The sequence below is a fragment of the Erwinia magellanica genome, from assembly GCF_039023495.1.
GTDB lineage: Bacteria > Pseudomonadota > Gammaproteobacteria > Enterobacterales > Enterobacteriaceae > Erwinia.
In genome coordinates this window covers 1-20,228 of sequence record NZ_JBCHVC010000008.1, presented here as the reverse complement: position 1 = coordinate 20,228, position 20,228 = coordinate 1, and the positions used below count along the sequence as shown (strand labels likewise).

The following is a 20,228-nucleotide window of genomic DNA, read 5'->3' as shown; positions in this document are numbered from 1 at the left end:
TTCCCCGAGTTTTCTTATCTTTGCAGCCGCAGGCGACTTTTCATTCCCGAAAAGCAAAAAAGTGGAGGTTGAGCAAGCCCAGCCCCCGCTTTTTACGGCAGATAACACGCTTTAAGAGCGTTTCATCATGTCGAAGAACTCATCGTTGGTTTTGGTCATGGCCAACTTATTGATGAGGAACTCCATGGCGTCGATTTCACCCATTGGATGAATAATTTTACGCAGGATCCACATCTTCTGTAGCTCTTCAGAAGTGGTCAGCAGCTCTTCTTTACGCGTACCAGAACGGTTGTAATCGATAGCAGGGAACACACGCTTCTCGGCGATTTTACGCGCCAGATGCAGTTCCATGTTGCCTGTACCTTTAAACTCTTCGTAGATCACTTCGTCCATTTTCGAACCGGTATCAACCAGTGCGGTGGCGATAATGGTCAGGCTTCCGCCCTCTTCTACGTTACGAGCAGCACCGAAGAAGCGCTTTGGACGGTGCAGGGCGTTGGCATCCACACCACCGGTCAGAACTTTACCGGAAGCGGGAACCACGGTGTTATAAGCACGCGCCAGACGGGTAATGGAGTCCAGCAGGATGATCACATCTTTCTTGTGCTCAACCAGACGCTTGGCCTTTTCAATCACCATTTCAGCAACCTGCACATGGCGGGAAGCGGGTTCATCAAAGGTCGATGCGATGACTTCGCCTTTCACCAGACGCTGCATCTCGGTTACTTCTTCCGGACGTTCGTCAATCAGCAGAACCATCAGTACGCAGTCTGGATGGTTGTAAGCGATGCTGGTGGCGATGTTCTGCAACAGCATGGTCTTACCCGCTTTAGGGGGTGCCACGATCAGGCCACGCTGACCACGGCCAATTGGCGAAGCCAGATCCAGTACGCGTGCGGTCAAATCTTCTGTTGAACCGTTGCCACGTTCCATACGCAGACGGGAGTTTGCGTGAAGCGGGGTTAAGTTTTCGAACAGAATTTTGCTGCGGGCGTTTTCAGGTTTGTCGTAGTTAACTTCGTTAACTTTCAGCAGGGCGAAATAACGCTCACCTTCTTTCGGCGGGCGGATCTTGCCGGAAATGGTGTCACCAGTGCGAAGGTTAAAACGGCGAATTTGGCTTGGGGAAACGTAGATATCATCAGGACCGGCGAGGTAGGAGCTGTCTCCAGAACGGAGGAAACCAAATCCGTCCTGTAGTATCTCCAGAACGCCGTCGCCGAAGATATCTTCGCCGCTTTTCGCGTGCTGCTTGAGGATGGAGAAAATAATGTCCTGTTTGCGCATGCGAGCCTGATTTTCAAGCCCCATGTTTTCGCCGAGTGTAATCAGGTCAGAAACCGGCGTATTTTTTAATTCGGTAAGATTCATAATGGTGGGTTCTTAAACTCGGGGTAAATCTCGGAATGATTGTCGTAAGTGGTATGGCGAAAAATCCATGCCTGTTAATGGCACTCTTGTCAGCATCCCGACGATCACGTGCAGGAAAACGCGAATCAGATACGAGGAGACGGTAAGGACAAGACGCCGGAAATTCTGATGATGCTAACCGTCAGATTGCTGAATGCCCGTAAGGAGTAGATGGTTACGGCGTTCAACAAGGAGTAAAACTAAGATTCAAACTACAGGTAAGTGCGTAGTGCAGTAAAACCAACTTAGCATGACTGATGGCAAACGTCTAGCGGCCAGCTAAAAATATGCCGGGCGGCTGGTGGGGAGCAAAATCTTTCTCCGCACCAGACCCCGGACAGGCTGTTAGCCCAGGTTCGCGTTCAGGAACTCTTTGAGCTGGCCTTTAGACAGCGCGCCGACTTTGGTCGCCGCTACTTCGCCGTTTTTGAACAGCAGCAAAGTAGGAATACCACGAATCCCATACTTAGGCGCGGTGCCTGGGTTGTCGTCGATATTCAGTTTTGCGATTGTCAGCTTGCCGTCGTACTCTTCAGCAACTTCATCGAGGATGGGGGCGATCATTTTGCAAGGACCACACCACTCTGCCCAGAAGTCGACCAGCGTCAAACCTTCTGCTTTTAATACGTCAGTTTCGAAGCTGTCGTCGGTCAGGTGAACAATTTTATCGCTGCTCATGTCTTACTCCAAAAGATTATGCCTGGCTGGTTGGCGTAAAATCTGCCAACTTAGGTTGACTTTATTTCACCGGATACGCTTTCGTAAAGCAATAGTAAGCTGATATTCTACCACACTATGAGCAAAACACACTTAACTGAACAGAAGTTTTCCGACTTCGCCCTGCACCCTCAGGTGATTGAAGCCCTTGAAACTAAAGGCTTTCATAACTGCACGCCGATTCAGGCGCTGGCATTACCTTTCACGCTCTCAGGGCGTGATGTAGCGGGACAGGCGCAAACCGGTACCGGGAAAACGATGGCGTTTCTGACGTCAACGTTCCATCATCTTCTTTCTCACCCTGCACCAGAAGGGCGTCAGGTGAATCAGCCGCGTGCGCTGATCCTCGCCCCGACCCGCGAATTAGCCGTGCAAATTCATGCCGATGCTGAACCGCTGACGCAGGCAACTGGCCTCAAACTCGGGCTGGCTTACGGCGGCGACGGCTATGATAAGCAGCTGAAAGTGCTGGAAAGCGGCGTAGACATTTTGATCGGCACCACGGGTCGCCTGATCGATTACGCTAAACAGAATCACGTTAACCTTGGCGCCATTCAGGTGGTCGTGCTTGATGAAGCGGATCGCATGTTCGATCTCGGCTTTATCAAAGATATCCGCTGGCTGTTCCGCCGTATGCCGGCAGCAAACCAGCGTTTAAACATGCTTTTCTCCGCCACGCTCTCTTTCCGGGTTCGTGAACTGGCCTTTGAAAACATGAACAATGCCGAATATGTGGAAGTGGAGCCGGAGCAGAAAACCGGTCACCGCATCAAAGAAGAGCTGTTCTACCCTTCTAATGAAGAAAAAATGCGTCTTCTGCAAACCTTGCTGGAAGAAGAGTGGCCGGATCGCGCCATTATCTTCGCCAACACCAAACATCGTTGTGAAGATATCTGGGGCCATCTGGCTGCGGATGGTCACCGTGTTGGCCTGTTGACCGGTGATGTGGCACAGAAAAAGCGTCTGCGTATTCTGGACGACTTCACTAAAGGGGATTTGGATATCCTGGTCGCGACTGACGTTGCCGCCCGTGGACTGCATATTCCAGCCGTGACGCACGTCTTTAACTATGACTTACCGGACGATCGTGAAGATTACGTTCACCGTATTGGTCGTACCGGACGTGCTGGCGCCAACGGGCACTCAATCAGCCTGGCCTGTGAAGAGTACGCGCTGAATCTGCCCGCTATCGAAGAGTATATCGGTCACAGCATTACCGTAAGCCGTTACAACAGCGATGCGCTGATGAGTGACTTACCGCCAGCGAAACGGTTAACCCGTAGTCGCTCTGGCAATGGCCCACGTCGCGGCGGCAACAACAATCGCCGTAGCAGTGCGCCACGCAATAATAACCGCAAGCGTTCAGGTTAAGGCTGCCATGCTGAGCGCGTCATCACTCTATGCTGCTATCGATCTGGGATCGAACAGTTTTCATATGTTGGTGGTGCGCGAAGTTGCCGGCACCATCCAGACCGTGGCGCGCATCAAGCGCAAAGTGCGGCTGGCAGCTGGCCTCGATAGCGAAAGCCATCTCTCTGATGAGGCGATGGAGCGAGGCTGGCAATGCCTGCGGCTGTTCTCAGAGCAGTTGCAGGATATTCCCGCAGAACAAATTCGCGTTGTTGCCACCGCCACGCTCAGGCTCGCTGCGAATGCTGGCACCTTCCTGCAAACTGCTCAGCAAATTCTTGGCTCTGCCATCAATGTTATCAGCGGTGAAGAAGAAGCCCGGCTGATTTATCAGGGTGTGGCGCACACCACCGGTGGCTCAGATAAAAGGCTGGTCGTCGATATTGGTGGCGGCAGCACGGAACTGGTGACCGGCAGCGGTTCGCAAACTACCTCTCTTTTCAGTCTGTCGATGGGCTGTGTCACCTGGCTGGAACGCTATTTTGGCGATCGTCATCTGGGAAAAGAGAATTTCGAACAGGCTGAACAGGCCGCCCGGATGATGATTCAGCCAATCGCTGCGCAGTTGCGTGAGCAGGGCTGGCAGGTTTGCGTCGGCGCTTCCGGCACGGTGCAGGCGTTGCAGGAGATCATGATGGCTCAGGGCATGGATGAACGTATCACCCTGAGTAAATTGCAACAGCTCAAGCAGCGTGCCATTCAGTGCGGCAAGCTGGAAGAACTGGAGATCGAAGGGCTGACGCTGGAGCGGGCGCTGGTTTTCCCCAGCGGCTTGTCCATTCTGATTGCCATTTTCACCGAACTGAATATCAGCAGTATGACGCTGGCAGGCGGCGCGCTGCGTGAAGGACTGGTCTACGGCATGCTGCATCTGCCGGTGGATCGGGATATCCGCAACCGCACGCTGCACAATATCCAGCGCCGTTTTAATATCGATGCTGAACAGGCCGATCGTGTTCGTCTGCTCGCAGAGAGTTTTGTCCGTCAGGTGAGCCAGAGCTGGAAGCTGGATGAGCGATGTCGCGAGCTGCTGGACAGCGCCTGCCTGATGCATGAAATTGGGCTTAGCGTGGACTTCAAACAGGCACCCCAGCATGCCGCCTATTTAATTCGTCATCTCGATCTTCCTGGCTTTACCCCCGCGCAGAAAAAACTCCTGGCAACTCTGCTGCAAAATCAGGTGAACAGCATCGATCTGGCGCTACTCAGCCAGCAAAATGCCGTTCCTCCGCGTATGGCGGAAAGGCTGTGCCGATTGCTGCGGCTGGCCATTATTTTCTCAAGCCGCAGGCGGGATGACACTCTGCCCGCAGTGCGGCTGCATGCGGATGAGGATGCGTTACATGTGACGTTACCGGCTGGCTGGCTGGAGGCGCATCCGCTGAGGGCCGAGTTGCTGGATCAGGAGTGCCACTGGCAGAGCTATGTGCACTGGTCGCTGACCGTTGGCTGAAGCGTCTGAGGGCTGTAAAGCCCTTCTGGTGACAAGGGCTGAAAGCAGCCAGTAAAAAAGGGCCTCTGGCCCTTTTTTTACTCTGCGCAAAACCAGCGTGCTTATCTGCTTTTCGCCTTTTCCAGCATCGCCTTCAGGTTAGCCACGCGGCTCTGCCCTGTCTGCATCCGCTCTTCGGCGCTCACGACCTTGCGCTCGCTTTCCCATTTTACATCATCCTGCGGCAGTTCCAGCAGGAAACGGCTCGGCTCAGGACGGATCACCTCACCATACTGACGGCGCTCACGGCACAGAGAAAACGTCAGCTCTTTACGCGCGCGGGTAATGCCCACGTAAGCCAGCCTGCGCTCCTCTTCCACGTTATTCTCATCAATACTGCTCTGATGCGGCAGCAAGCCTTCTTCCATGCCGACAAGATAGACGTAGGGGAACTCCAGCCCTTTCGAGGCGTGCAGCGTCATCAGCTGAACCTGATCCGCGTCTTCCTCGCTTTCCCCGCGCTCCATCATGTCGCGCAGCGTAAAGCGTGTTACCACCTGAGTCAGCGTCATCGGCTCATCAATATCGCTGCCTTCCAGCATCTCCGTCATCCACTGGAACAGCGTGTTGACGTTCTTCATGCGCATTTCAGCCGCTTTGGGGCTGGCAGAGGTTTCAAACAGCCAGCTCTCATAATCAACGCCACGGATCAGGTCCCGTACTGCTGCCACCGGCTCACGCTCGGCCAGCTGAGCCACCTCCTGAAGCCAGAAGGTAAAACGCTGGAGAGATTCCAGGCCGCGACCGGAAAGCGTCTGGCCCAGCCCCATATCAAAACTGGCAGTGAACAGGCTTTTATTGCGCTGCATGGCCCACTCGCCCAGCTTCTGAAGTGTCGCCGGACCAATCTCGCGCCTGGGGGTGTTCACAATGCGCATAAAAGCGCTGTCATCATTAGGGTTGGTAAGAATGCGCAGATAGGCCAGCAGATCCTTGATTTCCGGTCTGGAGAAGAACGAGGTTCCCCCGGAAATGCGATAAGGAATGCGGTTCTGCATCAGCATTTTTTCAAAAACCCGCGACTGGTGATTACCGCGATAAAGAATGGCGTAATCCTTGTACTGGGTCTTGTTAATAAAGTGATGCGCTATCAGCTCGCCGATCACCCTCTCGGCTTCGTGATCCTCATGATTTGCCGTCACCACTTTCAGCTCAGCGCCGTAACCCAGTTCGGAAAAAAGCCGCTTTTCAAATACATGTGGGTTATTGGCAATCAGGATATTTGCCGCTTTCAGAATGCGCTCAGATGAGCGGTAATTCTGCTCAAGCTTGATCACCTGCAAAGCGGGAAAATCTTCTTTTAGCAGCACAAGATTTTGCGGCCGCGCGCCGCGCCAGGAGTAGATGGACTGATCGTCATCTCCTACCACGGTAAAGCGGGCACGAGAACCCACCAGCAGTTTCACCAGCTCGTACTGGCTGGTGTTGGTGTCCTGATATTCATCCACCAGCAGGTAACGAATGCGCTGCTGCCACCGTTCCCGCACCTCCAGGTTGCGCTGGAAAAGCAGCGTGGGCAGCAGAATGAGGTCATCGAAGTCGAGCACGTTGCAGGACTTGAGGTGTTTGTCATACAGCCCGTAGCAATGAGCAAAGAGTTTATCTCTTTCCGACTGGGCGCCTGCCGCCGCACGGCCTGGATCCATCAGATCGTTTTTCCAGTTAGAGATCGTTGAAATCAGCTGTTGCAGCAGATTTTTATCGTTTTCCAGCCACTCTTCGGTCAGATCTTTCAGCAGCGCCAGCTGATCCTGGTCGTCAAACAGCGAGAAGTTGGATTTCATTCCCAGAGCAGCATATTCACGTTTAATGATCTCCAGCCCCAGCGTATGGAAGGTTGAAATCATTAACCCACGCGCTTCTTTGCGCCCCAGCGTTTGCGCCACGCGCTCTTTCATCTCTCGCGAGGCTTTATTGGTAAAGGTTACCGCAGCAATATGCCGGGCCTGGTAACCGCATTCGCGGATCAGGTGCGCTATTTTATTGGTGATCACGCGCGTTTTGCCCGACCCCGCACCGGCCAGTACCAGACAGGGTCCGGTAACAAATTCGACGGCATGTTGTTGGCCAGGATTCAGACGCATAGGGAAGTCGCTCGATGAAATGACAGAAGGAAAGAGAAATTCAGCGTGGTAGTATAGCCAGCAGCATCCATACGACTCAAGGTACGATCATGGCAAAAACCGCAGCAGCACTCCATATCCTTGTAAAGGAAGAGAAACAGGCGCAGGAGATTCTGGCTCAGCTGGAACAGGGCGCAGATTTCGAGAAACTGGCTAAAAAGCACTCCACCTGCCCTTCGGGTAAAAAAGGCGGTCACTTAGGTGAATTCAAGCAGGGCGCAATGGTACCCGCTTTCGATAAAGTGGTGTTCTCCTGCCCGCTTCTGGTGCCTTACGGCCCGCTGCATACCCAGTTCGGTTATCACGTGATTAAAGTGTTGTACCGCAACTAGCAGTAGTGCGCAGACGAAAAAAAAGAGCGGAATTCCGCTCTTTTTTATTTCAGGCCGGACACGCTGTTATCAGCCTGCTACAGCGATACGCTTCATGTCGGTCATGTAGCCACGCAGTTTACGGCCAACAGCTTCAATTGGGTGATGGCGAATCGCTTCATTGACGTCACGCAGCTGCGCGTTGTCGATGGCGGTTGAAGATGCCTTTTCTTTGCCCAAATCGCCCGGCTGCAAGGTGGTCATAAATTCTTTCAGCAGCGGAACTGCCGCGTAAGAGAAGAGGTAGTTACCATATTCAGCGGTGTCGGAGATAACCACGTTCATCTCATACAGACGCTTACGGGCGATGGTGTTCGCAATCAGCGGCAGCTCGTGCAGTGATTCGTAGTAAGCAGACTCTTCAATGATGCCCGCAGCCACCATGGTTTCAAACGCCAGCTCAACGCCCGCTTTCACCATGGCTATCATCACTACGCCTTCATCGAAGTAATCCTGCTCGGCAATTTTGCCTTCAAACTGCGGTGCCGTTTCGAAGGCGGTTTTACCGGTCTCTTCACGCCAGCCCAGCAGTTTTTTATCATCATTTGCCCAGTCAGCCATCATGCCGGAGGAGAATTCACCGGAGATGATGTCATCCATATGCTTCTGGAACAGCGGTGCCATAATGGTTTTCAGCTGCTCGGAGAGGGCATACGCACGAACTTTCGCCGGATTAGAGAGGCGATCCATCATCAGAGTAATGCCGCCCTGCTTCAGCGCTTCGGTCACGGTTTCCCAGCCGAACTGGATCAGTTTCTCGGCATAAGCGGGGTCGGTCCCTTCCGCTACCAGCTTGTCGAAGCAGAGCAGAGAACCGGCCTGCAACATGCCGCAGAGGATGGTCTGCTCACCCATCAGGTCAGATTTCACTTCTGCCACGAAGGAAGATTCCAGCACGCCAGCACGATGACCACCGGTCGCCGCGGCCCAGGCTTTGGCAATCGCCATGCCTTCGCCTTTTGGATCGTTTTCCGGGTGAACCGCAATCAGCGTTGGCACGCCGAAGCCACGTTTGTACTCTTCACGTACTTCGGTGCCAGGACATTTCGGCGCAACCATGACCACGGTGATATCTTTACGAACCTGCTCGCCCACTTCAACGATGTTAAAGCCGTGAGAGTAACCCAGCGCTGCGCCCTCTTTCATCAGCGGCTGAACCGCCTGCACCACGGCGGAGTGCTGCTTGTCCGGCGTCAGGTTAACCACCAGATCGGCCTGCGGGATCAGCTCTTCATAAGTTCCTACTTTGAAACCATTTTCAGTGGCTTTACGCCATGAAGCGCGTTTTTCAGCGATGGCTTCAGCGCGCAGGGCATAAGCGATATCCAGACCGGAGTCGCGCATGTTAAGGCCCTGGTTCAGGCCCTGAGCACCACAACCAACGATGACGACTTTTTTCCCTTTCAGGTAGCTTGCTTCGTCAGCAAATTCTTCACGTGACATGAAGCGACATTTACCTAATTGCGCCAGCTGATTGCGCAGGTTCAAAGTATTGAAATAGTTAGCCATGGAAACTCCGTATAGGGTTGGGTCGGTCTTTTATCTGGTGATGAGTCACAACGCTGCTCACCCTGAATAATTCCTATCATATGACAGGAAATGCATTGCTTAAATTGATATATTAACAACGTGATATTGCAAGAACTGCAACGCAAAAATGAGGCCTGTAGCGCATGGATTTACGTGACCTGAAACTGTTCCTTCACCTGGCCGAAAGCCGCCACTTCGGCCGCAGCGCGCGAGCAATGCATGTCAGCCCTTCCACGCTTTCGCGCCAGATACAGCGCCTTGAAGAGGATCTGGGCCAGGCGTTATTCCTGCGTGACAACCGCACAGTCACGCTGACCGATGCCGGGGATCAGCTTCGCCTGTTCGCACAGCACACGCTTTTGCAATACCAGCAGCTGCTCCATTCAATAGGCCAGAACGGCCCCTCACTCAGTGGGGAACTGCGCCTGTTCTGTTCGGTGACGGCGGCTTACAGCCATTTGCCGCCCATTCTTGACCGGTTTCGTGCTGAGCATCCGCTGGTTGAGATCAAACTGACCACAGGCGACGCCGCCGATGCAGTGGAAAAGGTTCAGAGCGCCGAAGCTGATATTGCTATTGCCGGCAGGCCGGAAACGCTTCCTGCCAGTATAGGTTTTACGCCGATTGGGCTGATCCCGCTTGTTCTGATCGCCCCGGCTCTGCCTTGTCCCGTTCGCACTCAGGCTACCCAGCCGGAACCGGACTGGTCAGAGATCCCCTTTATCCTGCCGGATCAGGGGCCTGCCCGACAGCGCATCGATCTCTGGTTCCGCCGTCGGCGTATCCCGAATCCGCTGATATACGCCACGGTGTCGGGCCATGAAGCGATAGTGTCGATGGTGGCGTTAGGGTGTGGCATTGCCCTGCTGCCGGATGTGGTGCTGGAGAACAGCCCGGAACCGATTCGCAACCGTATTCTTGAACTGGATAACGTGGAGATGGTCGCCCCGTTTGAGCTTGGCGTTTGCGTACAAAAAAAGCGGCTCAATGAGCCGCTTATTGATGCGTTCTGGTCGCTAATGTAGCTAACCCGCCAGGAAGAAACTGAACGCCGGGTTATGGGTTTCGTCATGAAAATCGTAACCCAGCGCCTGCAAATGCTCCTCAAACTGCGGTTCGCTCTCGCTCAGCTCAAAGCCTGCCAGCACCCGGCCATAGTCGGTGCCGTGGCTGCGATAGTGGAACAGGGAAATGTTCCAGTGCGTGCCGAGCGTTTGCAGGAAGCGCAGCAGCGCACCCGGCGCTTCAGGGAACTCAAAGCTGAACAGGCGTTCACGCAGCGGCTTGGAAGGACGACCACCCACCATATAACGCACGTGCAGCTTGGCCATTTCATCATCAGAGAGGTCAACAACTTTATAACCGCCCTCATCCAGCAGCGACAAAATTTCGCCCCGCTCTTCCAGACCACGCGTCAGACGCACACCGACAAAAATGCAGGCGTTATCAGCATTGGCGTAACGGTAGTTGAACTCGGTGACAGAACGGCCGCCCAGCAGCTGACAAAATTTCAGGAAACTGCCTTTCTGCTCTGGAATAGTGACGGCCAGCAGCGCCTCTCGTTGTTCTCCCAGCTCGCAACGTTCAGAGACGTAGCGTAAACCGTGAAAGTTTACGTTCGCCCCTGAAAGCACGTGCGCCAGGCGCTCTCCCTGAATCTGGTGCTGCTGAATATATTTTTTCATCCCGGCCAGCGCCAGCGCACCCGAAGGTTCTGCCACTGCCCGGACATCCTCAAACAGATCCTTCATCGCCGCACAGATAGCATCGCTGTCCACGGTGATGATGTCATCCAGATATTCCTGGCACAGGCGGAAGGTTTCGTTGCCGATGCGCTTCACCGCCACGCCTTCAGCAAACAGCCCGACGCGCGGCAGATCGACGGGATGCCCCGCATCCAGCGCCGCTTTCAGGCAGGCGGAATCTTCAGCTTCCACCGCGATCACTTTGATCTGCGGCATCAGCTGTTTGATCAGCACGGCAACACCAGCTGCCAGGCCGCCACCGCCCACGGGAACAAATACCCGATCAAGATGGGCATCCTGCTGCAACAGCTCCATCGCCAGCGTACCCTGCCCGGCTATCACCATCGGATGATCAAAAGGCGGCACAAAGGTGTAGCCTTTTAGCTCCGCCAGTTCGATCGCTTTGGCTTTGGCTTCATCGAAATTGGCCCCAAAAAGGAAGGTCTCACCGCCAAATGCCCTGACCGCATCCACTTTGATATCGGCAGTCGCCACTGGCATCACGATCAGCGATTTAATGCCTAACCGCGTTGCTGAAAGCGCCACGCCCTGAGCATGGTTACCCGCGGAAGCGGTAATCACTCCACGCGCTTTCTGCTCTTCATTCAGCGTTGAGATCATCGCGTAAGCGCCACGCAGCTTAAAGCTGTGCACCGGCTGGCGATCCTCACGCTTGACTAAAATGGTGTTGCCCAGACGGGAAGAGATCTTCTCCATCTTTTGCAACGGCGTAACCTGCGCCACTTCGTAGACCGGCGAGCGGAGAACCGCCCGCAGATACTCCGCGCCGCAAGGCTCGGCGGGTAGCGGTTGAGACTCAGCCATAATTGTCAGCCTCCCAGCTTGCTCTTGTCACGTACCGCACCTTTGTCTGCGCTGGTTGCCAGTAAGGCATAAGCACGCAGAGCATAAGAGACTTCACGTTCACGACCGTGTGGCGTGTAAGCCTCGCTACCACGGGCCTCTTCCTCTTCACGGCGGGCGTGCAGCTCATTGTCCGGCACCTCCAGCTTGATGCCGCGGTTAGGGATATCGATGTCGATGATGTCGCCATCTTTCACCAGCGCTATAGTGCCGCCGCTACCAGCTTCGGGTGAAACGTGGCCGATGGAAAGCCCGGAAGTCCCGCCCGAGAAGCGGCCATCGGTGATCAGCGCACAGCTTTTCCCCAGCCCCATAGATTTCAGATAGGTAGTTGGGTAGAGCATTTCCTGCATGCCTGGCCCGCCTTTAGGTCCTTCATAGCGGATAACCACCACATCACCGGCAACGACCTTGCCGCCCAGGATTGCGGCTACGGCATCATCCTGGCTTTCGTAAACTTTGGCCGGACCACGGAAGGTGTGGCTCTCTTTCTCCACGCCAGCGGTTTTAACAATACAGCCATCTTCCGCCATGTTGCCGTACAGCACCGCCAGACCACCATCCTGACTGAAAGCGAATTCACGCGAGCGAATACAGCCTTCCTGACGGTCATCATCCAGTGTCTCCCAGCGGCAGTCCTGCGAGAAGGCCTGCGTGGTACGGATGCCCGCAGGGCCAGCCCGGAACATCTTTTTCACATCTTCATTTTTGGTCAGCATGATGTCGTACTGATCCAGCGTTTCCTGCAAGCTGAGGCCCAGCACGTTACGCACGTCCTGATTCATCAGACCGGCACGGCTCAGTTCGCCCAGAATGCCGAACACGCCACCAGCGCGGTGTACGTCTTCCATATGATATTTCGGTGTGCTTGGCGCCACTTTACACAGGTGTGGCACCTTACGTGACAGGCGATCGATATCGGACATATTGAAGTCGATATCGCCTTCCAGCGCAGCAGCCAGCAGGTGCAGAACGGTATTCGTGGAACCTCCCATGGCGATATCCAGCGTCATGGCGTTCTCAAAAGCGGCTTTATTAGCGATGTTACGTGGCAGAGCCGTTTCATCATCCTGCTGGTAATAACGTTTAGTCAGTTCGACGATGCGCTTGCCAGCATTCAGGAACAGCTCTTTACGGTCTGCATGGGTAGCCAGCAGCGAGCCGTTGCCCGGTTGCGAAAGGCCCAGCGCTTCGGTCAGGCAGTTCATCGAGTTAGCGGTAAACATGCCAGAACAGGAGCCACAGGTTGGGCAGGCTGAGCGTTCAATCTGCTCGCTATCCGCATCGCTGACGTTAGGGTTTGCACCCTGAATCATCGCGTCAACCAGGTCCAGCTTAATGATTTTGTCAGAGAGCTTGGTTTTACCCGCTTCCATCGGGCCGCCGGAGACGAAGATCACCGGAATATTCAGACGCAGGGAAGCCATCAGCATTCCCGGCGTGATTTTGTCGCAGTTGGAGATACAGACCATGGCATCAGCACAGTGGGCATTTACCATGTACTCGACGGAGTCTGCGATCAGTTCACGCGACGGCAGGGAGTAAAGCATGCCGCCATGACCCATCGCGATCCCATCATCCACCGCAATGGTGTTGAACTCTTTTGCCACGCCGCCGGAAGCTTCAATCTGCTCGGCAACCAGCTTACCCATATCACGCAGGTGAACGTGGCCAGGGACAAACTGGGTAAAGGAGTTAACTACCGCAATGATTGGCTTGCCGAAATCGTCATCGGTCATTCCGGTTGCGCGCCATAAGGCACGGGCGCCGGCCATATTGCGGCCATGGGTGGTGGTTGCGGAACGTAACTTAGGCATGCTCATACTCCAGAATCAGATAGTGCGCGGGCGCTATACGACGCCCGCTCAGGTATTTTTTATTATGGGTTAACTGAATCCAGCCAGCCCCATTTGTCTTCCGTTTCGCCGGTGAACAGGCCAAAGAACGCAGACTGAATACGTGCGGTAACCGGGCCACGCTTGCCTTCACCCACCTGAATACCGTCAACGCTACGGACAGGGGTGATTTCAGCAGCAGTACCCGACATAAAGACTTCATCCGCCAGATAGAGTGATTCGCGCGACAGCACCTGCTCGCGAACTTCAATACCCATATCTTTTGCCAGCTTGATGATGGCATCACGGGTGATCCCCGGCAGCGCAGAAGAGGTGAATGGTGGGGTAAAGAGAATACCATCCTTCACCTCGAACAGGTTTTCACCCGCGCCTTCAGAGATGTAACCCTGAGTATCCAGAGCGATACCTTCCTGATAGCCGTGACGACGCGCTTCGCTACCGACCAACAGTGAGGAGAGGTAGTTGCCCCCCGCCTTCGCCGCGGTTGGGATAGTGTTTGGCGCTACGCGGTTCCAGGAGGAAACCATCGCATCAATACCTTGCTCCAGGGCTTCTGCACCCAGATAGGCGCCCCATGGGAAGGCAGCGATGATCACATCAGTGCTGAAACCTTCTGGTGGGTTAACGCCCAGGCCGACATCCCCGACAAATACCAGCGGACGGATATAAGCACTTTTAAGTTTATTCACGCGCAGTACTTCACGGCACGCTTCCATCAGTTCGTCGACGCTCTGGCTGACAGGGAAACGGTAAATCTTGGCAGAATCATGCAGGCGCTGCATGTGCTCACGATGGCGGAAGACTACCGGGCCTTTGTGCGAGTCGTAGCAGCGGACGCCTTCAAAGACAGACGTACCGTAGTGCAGTGCATGGGACATCACGCTGACTTTCGCGTCTTCCCACTTAACCATCTCGCCATTGAACCAGATAAAGTCAGCTTTCTTCGTCATTCTTATTTCCTTTCGCGCTCAGGCGCGGATTTGTTGTGTTGTCTGTTGTTGGATCTGGACGTACGCGACATCCATCAGCTTGTTTAATTGTGTTGACAGTAAATCGACTGGACGCTGACTGGCAACGGTCATTTCAATATTAATGTTGTCGGCGTTGCTTCCTGTCGCCATGTTCATGGCGCAGACCTGAAAACCACGGTGGCGCACGACGCGTAATATACGCTCCAGTATTTCGGGTCTGAAACGGGCTTCGATAGACAATTGATGCTGCATCATGAGGTTTTCTCCATCATATTTTCGTTGCTGGCACCCGGCGGCACCAGTGGCCAGACGTTCTCATGCTCGTCAATTGCGACGTGGAGCATGTATGGCCCTTCACTTTGCAGCAAAGCGTCTAGTGCGGCTTCGACCTGATCTTTACGGGTAATGCGCTGGCCGGGAATATTGAAAGCGCTGGCCAGTGTGAGGAAATCGGGATTATCAGAGAGATTGGTTTCACTGTAGCGTTCAGAGAAGAACAACTGCTGCCACTGGCGAACCATTCCCAAACGCTGGTTATCGATCAGCACAATTTTTACCGGCAGCTGCTTGCGTTTAAGGGTTCCCAGCTCCTGCACGTTCATCATGAAGGAGCCGTCGCCCGAGACGCAAATTACCGTATCTTCAGGGCGGGCTACCTGTGCACCCACTGCGGCTGGCAGACCAAAACCCATCGTGCCTAATCCGCTGGAGGTGATGAAGTTTTCCGGGCGGTTAAAGCTCATATGCTGGGCTGCCCACATCTGGTGCTGACCAACATCTGTGGTAACTACTGCGCTGGCTGGCTTACGATCCGATAACTGTTTCAGGAACAGCGGCGCGAAAATAGCTTCGCCGGGATGGTCGTAACGCCAGCCATTTTCCGCTTTCAGCTGCTGGACGTGCTGACGCCAGGCAGCGATCTCTACCGGCTGATACAAATCCGGCAGCATTTTATTTAAGTCGCCTTGCAGGGCAACGTGTGCCTGACGCAGTTTATTCAGTTCAGCCGGGTCGATATCCATGTGAATCACGCTGGCTTCAGGCGCAAAGGTATTCAGTTTTCCGGTAACACGGTCATCAAAGCGTGCCCCTACAGCGATCAGCAGGTCGCACTGTTGGACTGCATAGTTTGCGGCTTTAGTGCCATGCATACCCAACATACCCAGATAACAGGGATCTTGTTCATCCGGCGTACCCAGACCTTTAAGAGTTGCCACGCAGGGAATACCGGTCTCTTTAGCGAACGCTCGCAACGCTTCAACCGCCCCCGCCATTCCCACGCCGCCGCCGACATACAGAATCGGCTTTTTCGCCTGAGCCAGCAGCGCACGTGCCTGCTGCAACGCCTGATGGGGATGGTCAGCTTCGGCTTCTACCGGCATCAGATGCGCCGTGAATTCGCCAACAGCTAACTGGATATCTTTAGGAATGTCGATCAGTACCGGGCCGGGGCGGCCCGACTGAGCAATGGCAAAAGCTTCAGCCATCACTTCCGGAAGTTCCTCCAGCGTTTCGACCAGAAAGCTGTGTTTGGTACAGGAGAGGGACATTCCCAGTACATCGATTTCCTGGAATGCATCCGTCCCGATAAATGCAGAAGAGACCTGGCCGGTGATTGCAACAACAGGAACGGAATCCATCATGGCATCCGCCAGGCCAGTGATCAGGTTGGTGGCACCGGGGCCAGAGGTAGCAATGCAAACGCCCACTTTTCCGGTAGAACGCGCGTAGCCGATGGCGGCCATTGCTGCGCCCTGCTCATGGCGGCAGAGTAGGTGTTCGACGCCTCCGTCATAGAGCGCATCATAGACAGGCATGATCGCCCCACCCGGATAGCCGAAAACAGTCTCGACACCCTGCGTACGCAACGCCTGAACCACCCACTGAGCACCATTCATAGTTATTTCCCCGCCTTCAGCCTGGAACAACAGCATTTTATTCTACTGTTCATCTTCTGTTCCTCTGTCGTTGATAACCTGCCAAAAAAAAACCCCCAGACCTTTCGGTGCGGGGGTTCTTCTGAAATCAGGCTTGATTTTTAAGCCTTTCTTTCTCCGAGCGTAGCCCCGCACGGCGTGATAATAATCACGACGACGTTAAGAAGGACCAGGCTAATGACTCGTAGAAGGGCTTTCATTTGTATTCGGTATATTCGCTAATTCGAAGTAATGCCTACAGAGTTATCACAGTTAGTGAGATGAATTCAACTTTTTTCACCATTTAATTTTATTGCTGACTTCACAAAAAGCATAAAAACAAAGGTTATTCAGTCAATAAGACAAATAGTGAAAAATATTCATTACGCCCTTGTCGTAACAAAAAGCGTGCAAAAAAAGCGCTTCTCATTACAGGAATAAGGCTCTTACCTTTTGTATCAATCTTGTAGTGCTGGCGCAAAAGTATGCGGGCTGGCTCGGCAGAACCACTATCTCATCTGGAAAATAACCTGCGGAGGGAAGAGGCTGGAGCAAACAAGGAGGATTTATGTCGCTATCTGTCGCCTATACCCGGGCCGCTCTCGGAATTACAGCCCCCCTGGTCTCTGTTGAAGTCCATATCAGTAACGGACTGCCCGCGCTTTCACTGGTAGGACTTCCAGAAACCACCGTCAAAGAGGCACGCGATCGGGTGCGCAGTGCGATCATTAATTGTGGTTTCACCTTTCCGGCAAAGCGGATTACCGTCAATCTTGCCCCGGCCGATCTGCCTAAAGAGGGCGGCAGATACGATCTCCCTATCGCGATAGCCATTCTGGCGGCCTCAGAGCAGATCCCTGTAGATAAACTGTCACAGTTTGAATTCCTGGGCGAGTTAGCTTTAACAGGCGCTCTGCGGGGCGTTCAGGGGGCGATCCCTGCTGCGCTGGCAGCCACTCAGGCGCAGCGACAGTTAATCCTCTCTACGGATAATCTGGACGAGGCAGGCCTGATCCAAAATGGTACGAGCTTGCTCAGTCATCATCTCCTTGATATCTGCCACTTTTTAGCAGGAGAGATCGAGCTTAAAGTCGCCCGTTGTGAGCGCACTGCGGCCCCCTGGCGGGGCGGGGATCTGAATGAGATTGTTGGACAGCAGCAGGCAAAGCGGGCGTTAGAGATTTGTGCCGCAGGAGGCCATAACCTTCTGCTTGCAGGCCCTCCCGGCACAGGAAAAACCATGCTGGCCACCCGGCTCAATGGCCTGATGCCGCCATTAAGCGATAAAGAGGCCCTGGAGAGCGCGGCCATTGCCAGCCTGGTCAGTAGCGGCATGATGCATAAACAATGGCGTCAGCGGCCTTTCCGGGCGCCTCATCACACTTCATCACGTTATGCTCTGGTTGGCGGCGGCGCCATACCAAAACCCGGCGAAATCTCTCTGGCCCATAACGGCGTGCTGTTTCTGGATGAATTACCAGAATTTGATCGCAAAACGCTGGAGGCACTCAGGGAGCCGCTGGAATCCGGGGAGATTTCCCTTTCACGTGCGCGGGCCAGGGTAACCTATCCCGCCCGCTTTCAGCTGATAGCCGCAATGAACCCCAGTCCGACAGGTCATTATCAGGGCACACATAATCGCAGCACCCCACAACAGACCCTTCGCTATCTTAATAAGCTTTCCGGCCCCTTCCTGGACAGGTTTGACCTGTCTCTGGAGGTCCCTCTCCTTCCTGCCGGCTCGCTAAGCCAACAGAGTAAAGCCTGCGAGAGCAGCCAAACCGTCCGGGAAAGAGTGCTGGCAGCCCGTGTGCGCCAGATTAATCGCGCCGACAAAATCAATACGTTGCTGACGCCTCAGGAGATCCTGCGTGACTGTAAGATAAGTACTAAGGATGCGGAGTGGCTGGAGGAGGTGCTTAACCAACTGGGATTATCTGTGAGGGCCTGGCAACGCATTCTTAAAGTGGCCCGAACGATAGCGGATCTGGCACAGCAAGAAGATATCCGGCGCGCGCATCTGCATGAAGCGTTAAGTTATCGGGGGATTGACAGGTTACTCATTCACTTGCAAAAGAGCCTGGAATAGAAAAAGGGGCCGCAGCCCCTTTTTGCTTAATCATCGCTATCCGTATAGTCTTCAACACCTTCCATCTGTGGCTTGCCACCAGAAAGCGTATGAAAACGCTTTGGACGTTTGATACGTGTCATATACTTTGACCAGACCCGTTCTGCTTCACTCTGTGGTTCGCGAATACCGCGACACACTTCGATGAACAGACGCTCTTCTTCCGTCACAGGCTCACGCTTTGCCAGATCCAGCTCATTAAAAGCGTAACCATAACGCTCAAGAAGTTGGGCTTCTTTGATGGTGAAATCACCATGACGCGAGAATCCGCGAGGGTAATGTTTGTTATCAAAAAAACGATTCGTTGTTGCGAAGCTTTCCGCCATTTTACACGCTCCTGACTCTTTTATGGCCGTGCTATTTATGGCGCGGAGTATTAGATAGGCTTGACAGAGTGTAAAACAAAACATTTAAATCATAACGACAAATGTTTTTTAGGAGATGGATGTGGATACGGAATTATTGAAGACCTTTCTGGAAGTGAGCAGAACCCGCCACTTTGGACGTGCCGCTGAAGCGCTCTATCTCACTCAATCTGCCGTCAGTTTTCGCATCAGGCAGCTTGAAAATCAGCTGGGAGTGAACCTTTTTACCCGTCATCGTAACAATATACGGCTGACCTCCGCCGGTGAACGCCTGTTGCCTTACGCCGAGAGCCTGATGAGTACGTGGATAATGGCAAAAAAGGAGGTCTCACACACGCAGCAGCATCATGAGCTTTCTATTGGAGCCAGTGCATCGCTGTGGGAGGCTTACCTTACGCCGTGGCTTCAGACGCTCTACGAGAACCGGGAAAGCCTGCACCTTGAGGCTCGCGTTGCTCAGCGTCATTTATTAGTAAAGCAGCTTCATGAGCGTCAGCTGGATCTGCTGATCACCACTGAGGCACCTAAGATGGATGAATTAACCAGTGAGCAAATCGGGCATATCTCGTTAACGCTGTACCGGTCGAGAAAATCGGATAAACGCGAGAAATATGACTACATTAAGCTGGAGTGGGGCGCAGATTTTCATCAGCATGAAAGCTATCTGGCCGGTGCAGATGATGTGCCGGTGCTGACCACAACGTCGGCTCATTTAACCCGACAACTGCTTCATACCACTGGCGCATGCGCCTTTTTACCGGATATCTGGCACAACGAATACCCGGATCTGACCATCATTCCCGATACGCCAGTGGCAGTAAGGCCGCTGTATGCCGTGTGGTTGCAGAACAGCGATCAGCAAGCGCATATCCGTCAGCTGCTCAAGTTCCCGGTGAATATGCAGTAAATTGACCACAATAATCATCTGTAACGGCCATTTAGTGGCCGTTTTTCGTTTATTTTACCGGCACTATTTAGCAAGTACGGGCCAGATATTGGCGTTTTGGGTGAGAAAATCAGAATGTTGATGAGCGAGCGCTCATTAATTCTGCGCCTGAAAGCTGGGAGATGAGTTTATTGAGGACAAAAAAAATCCTTTGCCGGAGCAAAGGATTATTTTTATTTTGGCAGGGGCGGAGAGACTCGAACTCCCAACACCCGGTTTTGGAGACCGGTGCTCTACCAATTGAACTACGCCCCTAAAAGGGTGGCGGAACGGACGGGGCTCGAACCCGCGACCCCCTGCGTGACAGGCAGGTATTCTAACCAACTGAACTACCGCTCCACCGATTCTGTACTGATTTCAGAAAAATTCTTCTGACTTCAGGTA

17 protein-coding genes and 2 tRNA genes are annotated in these 20,228 nt (G+C 53.7%); 6 read left to right on the top strand and 13 right to left on the bottom strand.

What is annotated here, in order from left to right; all coding sequences use genetic code 11:
* Positions 1-111: 111 nt before the first annotated feature.
* Entirely contained in the window at positions 112-1,371 is a 1,260-nt protein-coding gene (gene rho, locus AAH450_RS20100) for a transcription termination factor Rho (RefSeq protein WP_318792155.1), read from the bottom strand.
* Positions 1,372-1,755: 384 nt separating this feature from the next.
* Positions 1,756-2,088: a thioredoxin TrxA gene (gene trxA / locus AAH450_RS20095; RefSeq protein ID WP_318792156.1), complete on the bottom strand. Its 333-nt coding sequence runs from the start codon at positions 2,086-2,088 to the stop codon at positions 1,756-1,758.
* A gap of 117 nt (positions 2,089-2,205) precedes the next feature.
* Here trxA and rhlB point away from each other — a divergent pair, with 117 nt between their 5' ends.
* Positions 2,206-3,498, top strand: coding sequence for an ATP-dependent RNA helicase RhlB (gene rhlB, locus AAH450_RS20090; protein WP_342911783.1), 1,293 nt, complete (start codon positions 2,206-2,208; stop codon positions 3,496-3,498).
* 7 nt (positions 3,499-3,505) lie between these two features.
* Positions 3,506-4,990 (top strand): guanosine-5'-triphosphate,3'-diphosphate diphosphatase, encoded by a 1,485-nt coding sequence (gene gppA / locus AAH450_RS20085; RefSeq protein ID WP_342911782.1) that lies wholly within the window; start codon positions 3,506-3,508, stop codon positions 4,988-4,990.
* A 101-nt stretch (positions 4,991-5,091) separates the two neighbouring features.
* Here gppA and rep read toward each other — a convergent pair whose 3' ends face one another.
* The gene (gene rep / locus AAH450_RS20080; RefSeq protein WP_342911781.1) at positions 5,092-7,113 is read right to left on the bottom strand and encodes a DNA helicase Rep; all 2,022 of its coding nucleotides are present in this window, start codon (positions 7,111-7,113) and stop codon (positions 5,092-5,094) included.
* 89 nt (positions 7,114-7,202) lie between these two features.
* On the opposite strand from rep, the gene ppiC reads away from it, so the two are divergent.
* Positions 7,203-7,484 carry a peptidylprolyl isomerase PpiC gene (gene ppiC / locus AAH450_RS20075; RefSeq protein WP_306208930.1) on the top strand — a complete coding sequence of 94 codons (282 nt, stop codon included), beginning with the start codon at positions 7,203-7,205 and terminating at the stop codon, positions 7,482-7,484.
* A gap of 69 nt (positions 7,485-7,553) precedes the next feature.
* On the opposite strand, the gene ilvC is transcribed toward ppiC, so the two are convergent.
* Positions 7,554-9,032 carry a ketol-acid reductoisomerase gene (gene ilvC / locus AAH450_RS20070; RefSeq protein WP_342911780.1) on the bottom strand — a complete coding sequence of 493 codons (1,479 nt, stop codon included), beginning with the start codon at positions 9,030-9,032 and terminating at the stop codon, positions 7,554-7,556.
* Positions 9,033-9,196: 164 nt separating this feature from the next.
* Between ilvC and ilvY the strand changes: the two genes are divergently transcribed.
* Entirely contained in the window at positions 9,197-10,078 is an 882-nt protein-coding gene (ilvY, locus tag AAH450_RS20065; RefSeq protein WP_342911779.1) for an HTH-type transcriptional activator IlvY, read from the top strand.
* Here the strand turns inward: ilvY and ilvA are convergent, their stop codons facing one another.
* The 6 genes from ilvA to ilvL form a co-directional block, all read right to left on the bottom strand.
* On the bottom strand, positions 10,079-11,626 hold the full coding sequence (ilvA, locus tag AAH450_RS20060; RefSeq protein ID WP_342911829.1) for a threonine ammonia-lyase, biosynthetic: 1,548 nt from the start codon (positions 11,624-11,626) through the stop codon (positions 10,079-10,081).
* A 2-nt stretch (positions 11,627-11,628) separates the two neighbouring features.
* On the bottom strand, positions 11,629-13,479 hold the full coding sequence (gene ilvD, locus AAH450_RS20055; protein ID WP_342911778.1) for a dihydroxy-acid dehydratase: 1,851 nt from the start codon (positions 13,477-13,479) through the stop codon (positions 11,629-11,631).
* A gap of 62 nt (positions 13,480-13,541) precedes the next feature.
* Positions 13,542-14,468, bottom strand: a complete 927-nt coding sequence (locus tag AAH450_RS20050) for a branched-chain amino acid transaminase (protein ID WP_306208934.1) — start codon at positions 14,466-14,468, stop codon at positions 13,542-13,544.
* Between the two features lie 18 nt (positions 14,469-14,486).
* Complete coding sequence (gene ilvM, locus AAH450_RS20045; RefSeq protein WP_306208935.1) at positions 14,487-14,744, bottom strand: acetolactate synthase 2 small subunit; 258 nt, start codon at positions 14,742-14,744, stop codon at positions 14,487-14,489.
* A complete protein-coding gene (gene ilvG, locus AAH450_RS20040) occupies positions 14,741-16,387 on the bottom strand; it encodes an acetolactate synthase 2 catalytic subunit (protein ID WP_342911777.1) in 1,647 nt (548 codons plus the stop codon). The genes ilvM and ilvG overlap by 4 nt, the downstream gene beginning before the upstream one ends.
* Before the next feature lie 140 nt (positions 16,388-16,527).
* Positions 16,528-16,626 carry an ilv operon leader peptide gene (gene ilvL / locus AAH450_RS20035; RefSeq protein ID WP_318792163.1) on the bottom strand — a complete coding sequence of 33 codons (99 nt, stop codon included), beginning with the start codon at positions 16,624-16,626 and terminating at the stop codon, positions 16,528-16,530.
* Positions 16,627-16,973: 347 nt separating this feature from the next.
* Here ilvL and AAH450_RS20030 point away from each other — a divergent pair, with 347 nt between their 5' ends.
* On the top strand, positions 16,974-18,494 hold the full coding sequence (locus AAH450_RS20030; protein ID WP_342911776.1) for a YifB family Mg chelatase-like AAA ATPase: 1,521 nt from the start codon (positions 16,974-16,976) through the stop codon (positions 18,492-18,494).
* A 26-nt stretch (positions 18,495-18,520) separates the two neighbouring features.
* Here the strand turns inward: AAH450_RS20030 and AAH450_RS20025 are convergent, their stop codons facing one another.
* Positions 18,521-18,859: a MaoP family protein gene (locus tag AAH450_RS20025; RefSeq protein WP_306208939.1), complete on the bottom strand. Its 339-nt coding sequence runs from the start codon at positions 18,857-18,859 to the stop codon at positions 18,521-18,523.
* A 121-nt stretch (positions 18,860-18,980) separates the two neighbouring features.
* Here AAH450_RS20025 and hdfR point away from each other — a divergent pair, with 121 nt between their 5' ends.
* Positions 18,981-19,805, top strand: a complete 825-nt coding sequence (gene hdfR / locus AAH450_RS20020; protein WP_342911775.1) for an HTH-type transcriptional regulator HdfR — start codon at positions 18,981-18,983, stop codon at positions 19,803-19,805.
* A gap of 218 nt (positions 19,806-20,023) precedes the next feature.
* On the opposite strand, the gene AAH450_RS20015 is transcribed toward hdfR, so the two are convergent.
* Both AAH450_RS20015 and AAH450_RS20010 read right to left on the bottom strand, forming a co-directional pair.
* Positions 20,024-20,099: transfer RNA gene (locus AAH450_RS20015), tRNA-Trp, on the bottom strand.
* A gap of 7 nt (positions 20,100-20,106) precedes the next feature.
* Positions 20,107-20,183: transfer RNA gene (locus AAH450_RS20010), tRNA-Asp, on the bottom strand.
* Positions 20,184-20,228 lie beyond the last annotated feature (45 nt).

What these genes read in the sequence shown, in the direction of transcription:
- rho (WP_318792155.1), bottom strand. Translation starts at nt 1,371, where the DNA reads ATGAATCTTACCGAATTAAAAAATACGCCGGTTTCTGACCTGATTACA.
- AAH450_RS20050 (WP_306208934.1), bottom strand. Translation starts at nt 14,468, where the DNA reads ATGACGAAGAAAGCTGACTTTATCTGGTTCAATGGCGAGATGGTTAAG.
- ilvL (WP_318792163.1), bottom strand. Translation starts at nt 16,626, where the DNA reads ATGAAAGCCCTTCTACGAGTCATTAGCCTGGTCCTTCTTAACGTCGTC.
- rep (WP_342911781.1), bottom strand. Translation starts at nt 7,113, where the DNA reads ATGCGTCTGAATCCTGGCCAACAACATGCCGTCGAATTTGTTACCGGA.
- ilvM (WP_306208935.1), bottom strand. Translation starts at nt 14,744, where the DNA reads ATGATGCAGCATCAATTGTCTATCGAAGCCCGTTTCAGACCCGAAATA.
- gppA (WP_342911782.1), top strand. Translation starts at nt 3,506, where the DNA reads ATGCTGAGCGCGTCATCACTCTATGCTGCTATCGATCTGGGATCGAAC.
- ilvG (WP_342911777.1), bottom strand. Translation starts at nt 16,387, where the DNA reads ATGAATGGTGCTCAGTGGGTGGTTCAGGCGTTGCGTACGCAGGGTGTC.
- ilvD (WP_342911778.1), bottom strand. Translation starts at nt 13,479, where the DNA reads ATGCCTAAGTTACGTTCCGCAACCACCACCCATGGCCGCAATATGGCC.
- ppiC (WP_306208930.1), top strand. Translation starts at nt 7,203, where the DNA reads ATGGCAAAAACCGCAGCAGCACTCCATATCCTTGTAAAGGAAGAGAAA.
- ilvY (WP_342911779.1), top strand. Translation starts at nt 9,197, where the DNA reads ATGGATTTACGTGACCTGAAACTGTTCCTTCACCTGGCCGAAAGCCGC.
- trxA (WP_318792156.1), bottom strand. Translation starts at nt 2,088, where the DNA reads ATGAGCAGCGATAAAATTGTTCACCTGACCGACGACAGCTTCGAAACT.
- AAH450_RS20030 (WP_342911776.1), top strand. Translation starts at nt 16,974, where the DNA reads ATGTCGCTATCTGTCGCCTATACCCGGGCCGCTCTCGGAATTACAGCC.
- AAH450_RS20025 (WP_306208939.1), bottom strand. Translation starts at nt 18,859, where the DNA reads ATGGCGGAAAGCTTCGCAACAACGAATCGTTTTTTTGATAACAAACAT.
- rhlB (WP_342911783.1), top strand. Translation starts at nt 2,206, where the DNA reads ATGAGCAAAACACACTTAACTGAACAGAAGTTTTCCGACTTCGCCCTG.
- ilvC (WP_342911780.1), bottom strand. Translation starts at nt 9,032, where the DNA reads ATGGCTAACTATTTCAATACTTTGAACCTGCGCAATCAGCTGGCGCAA.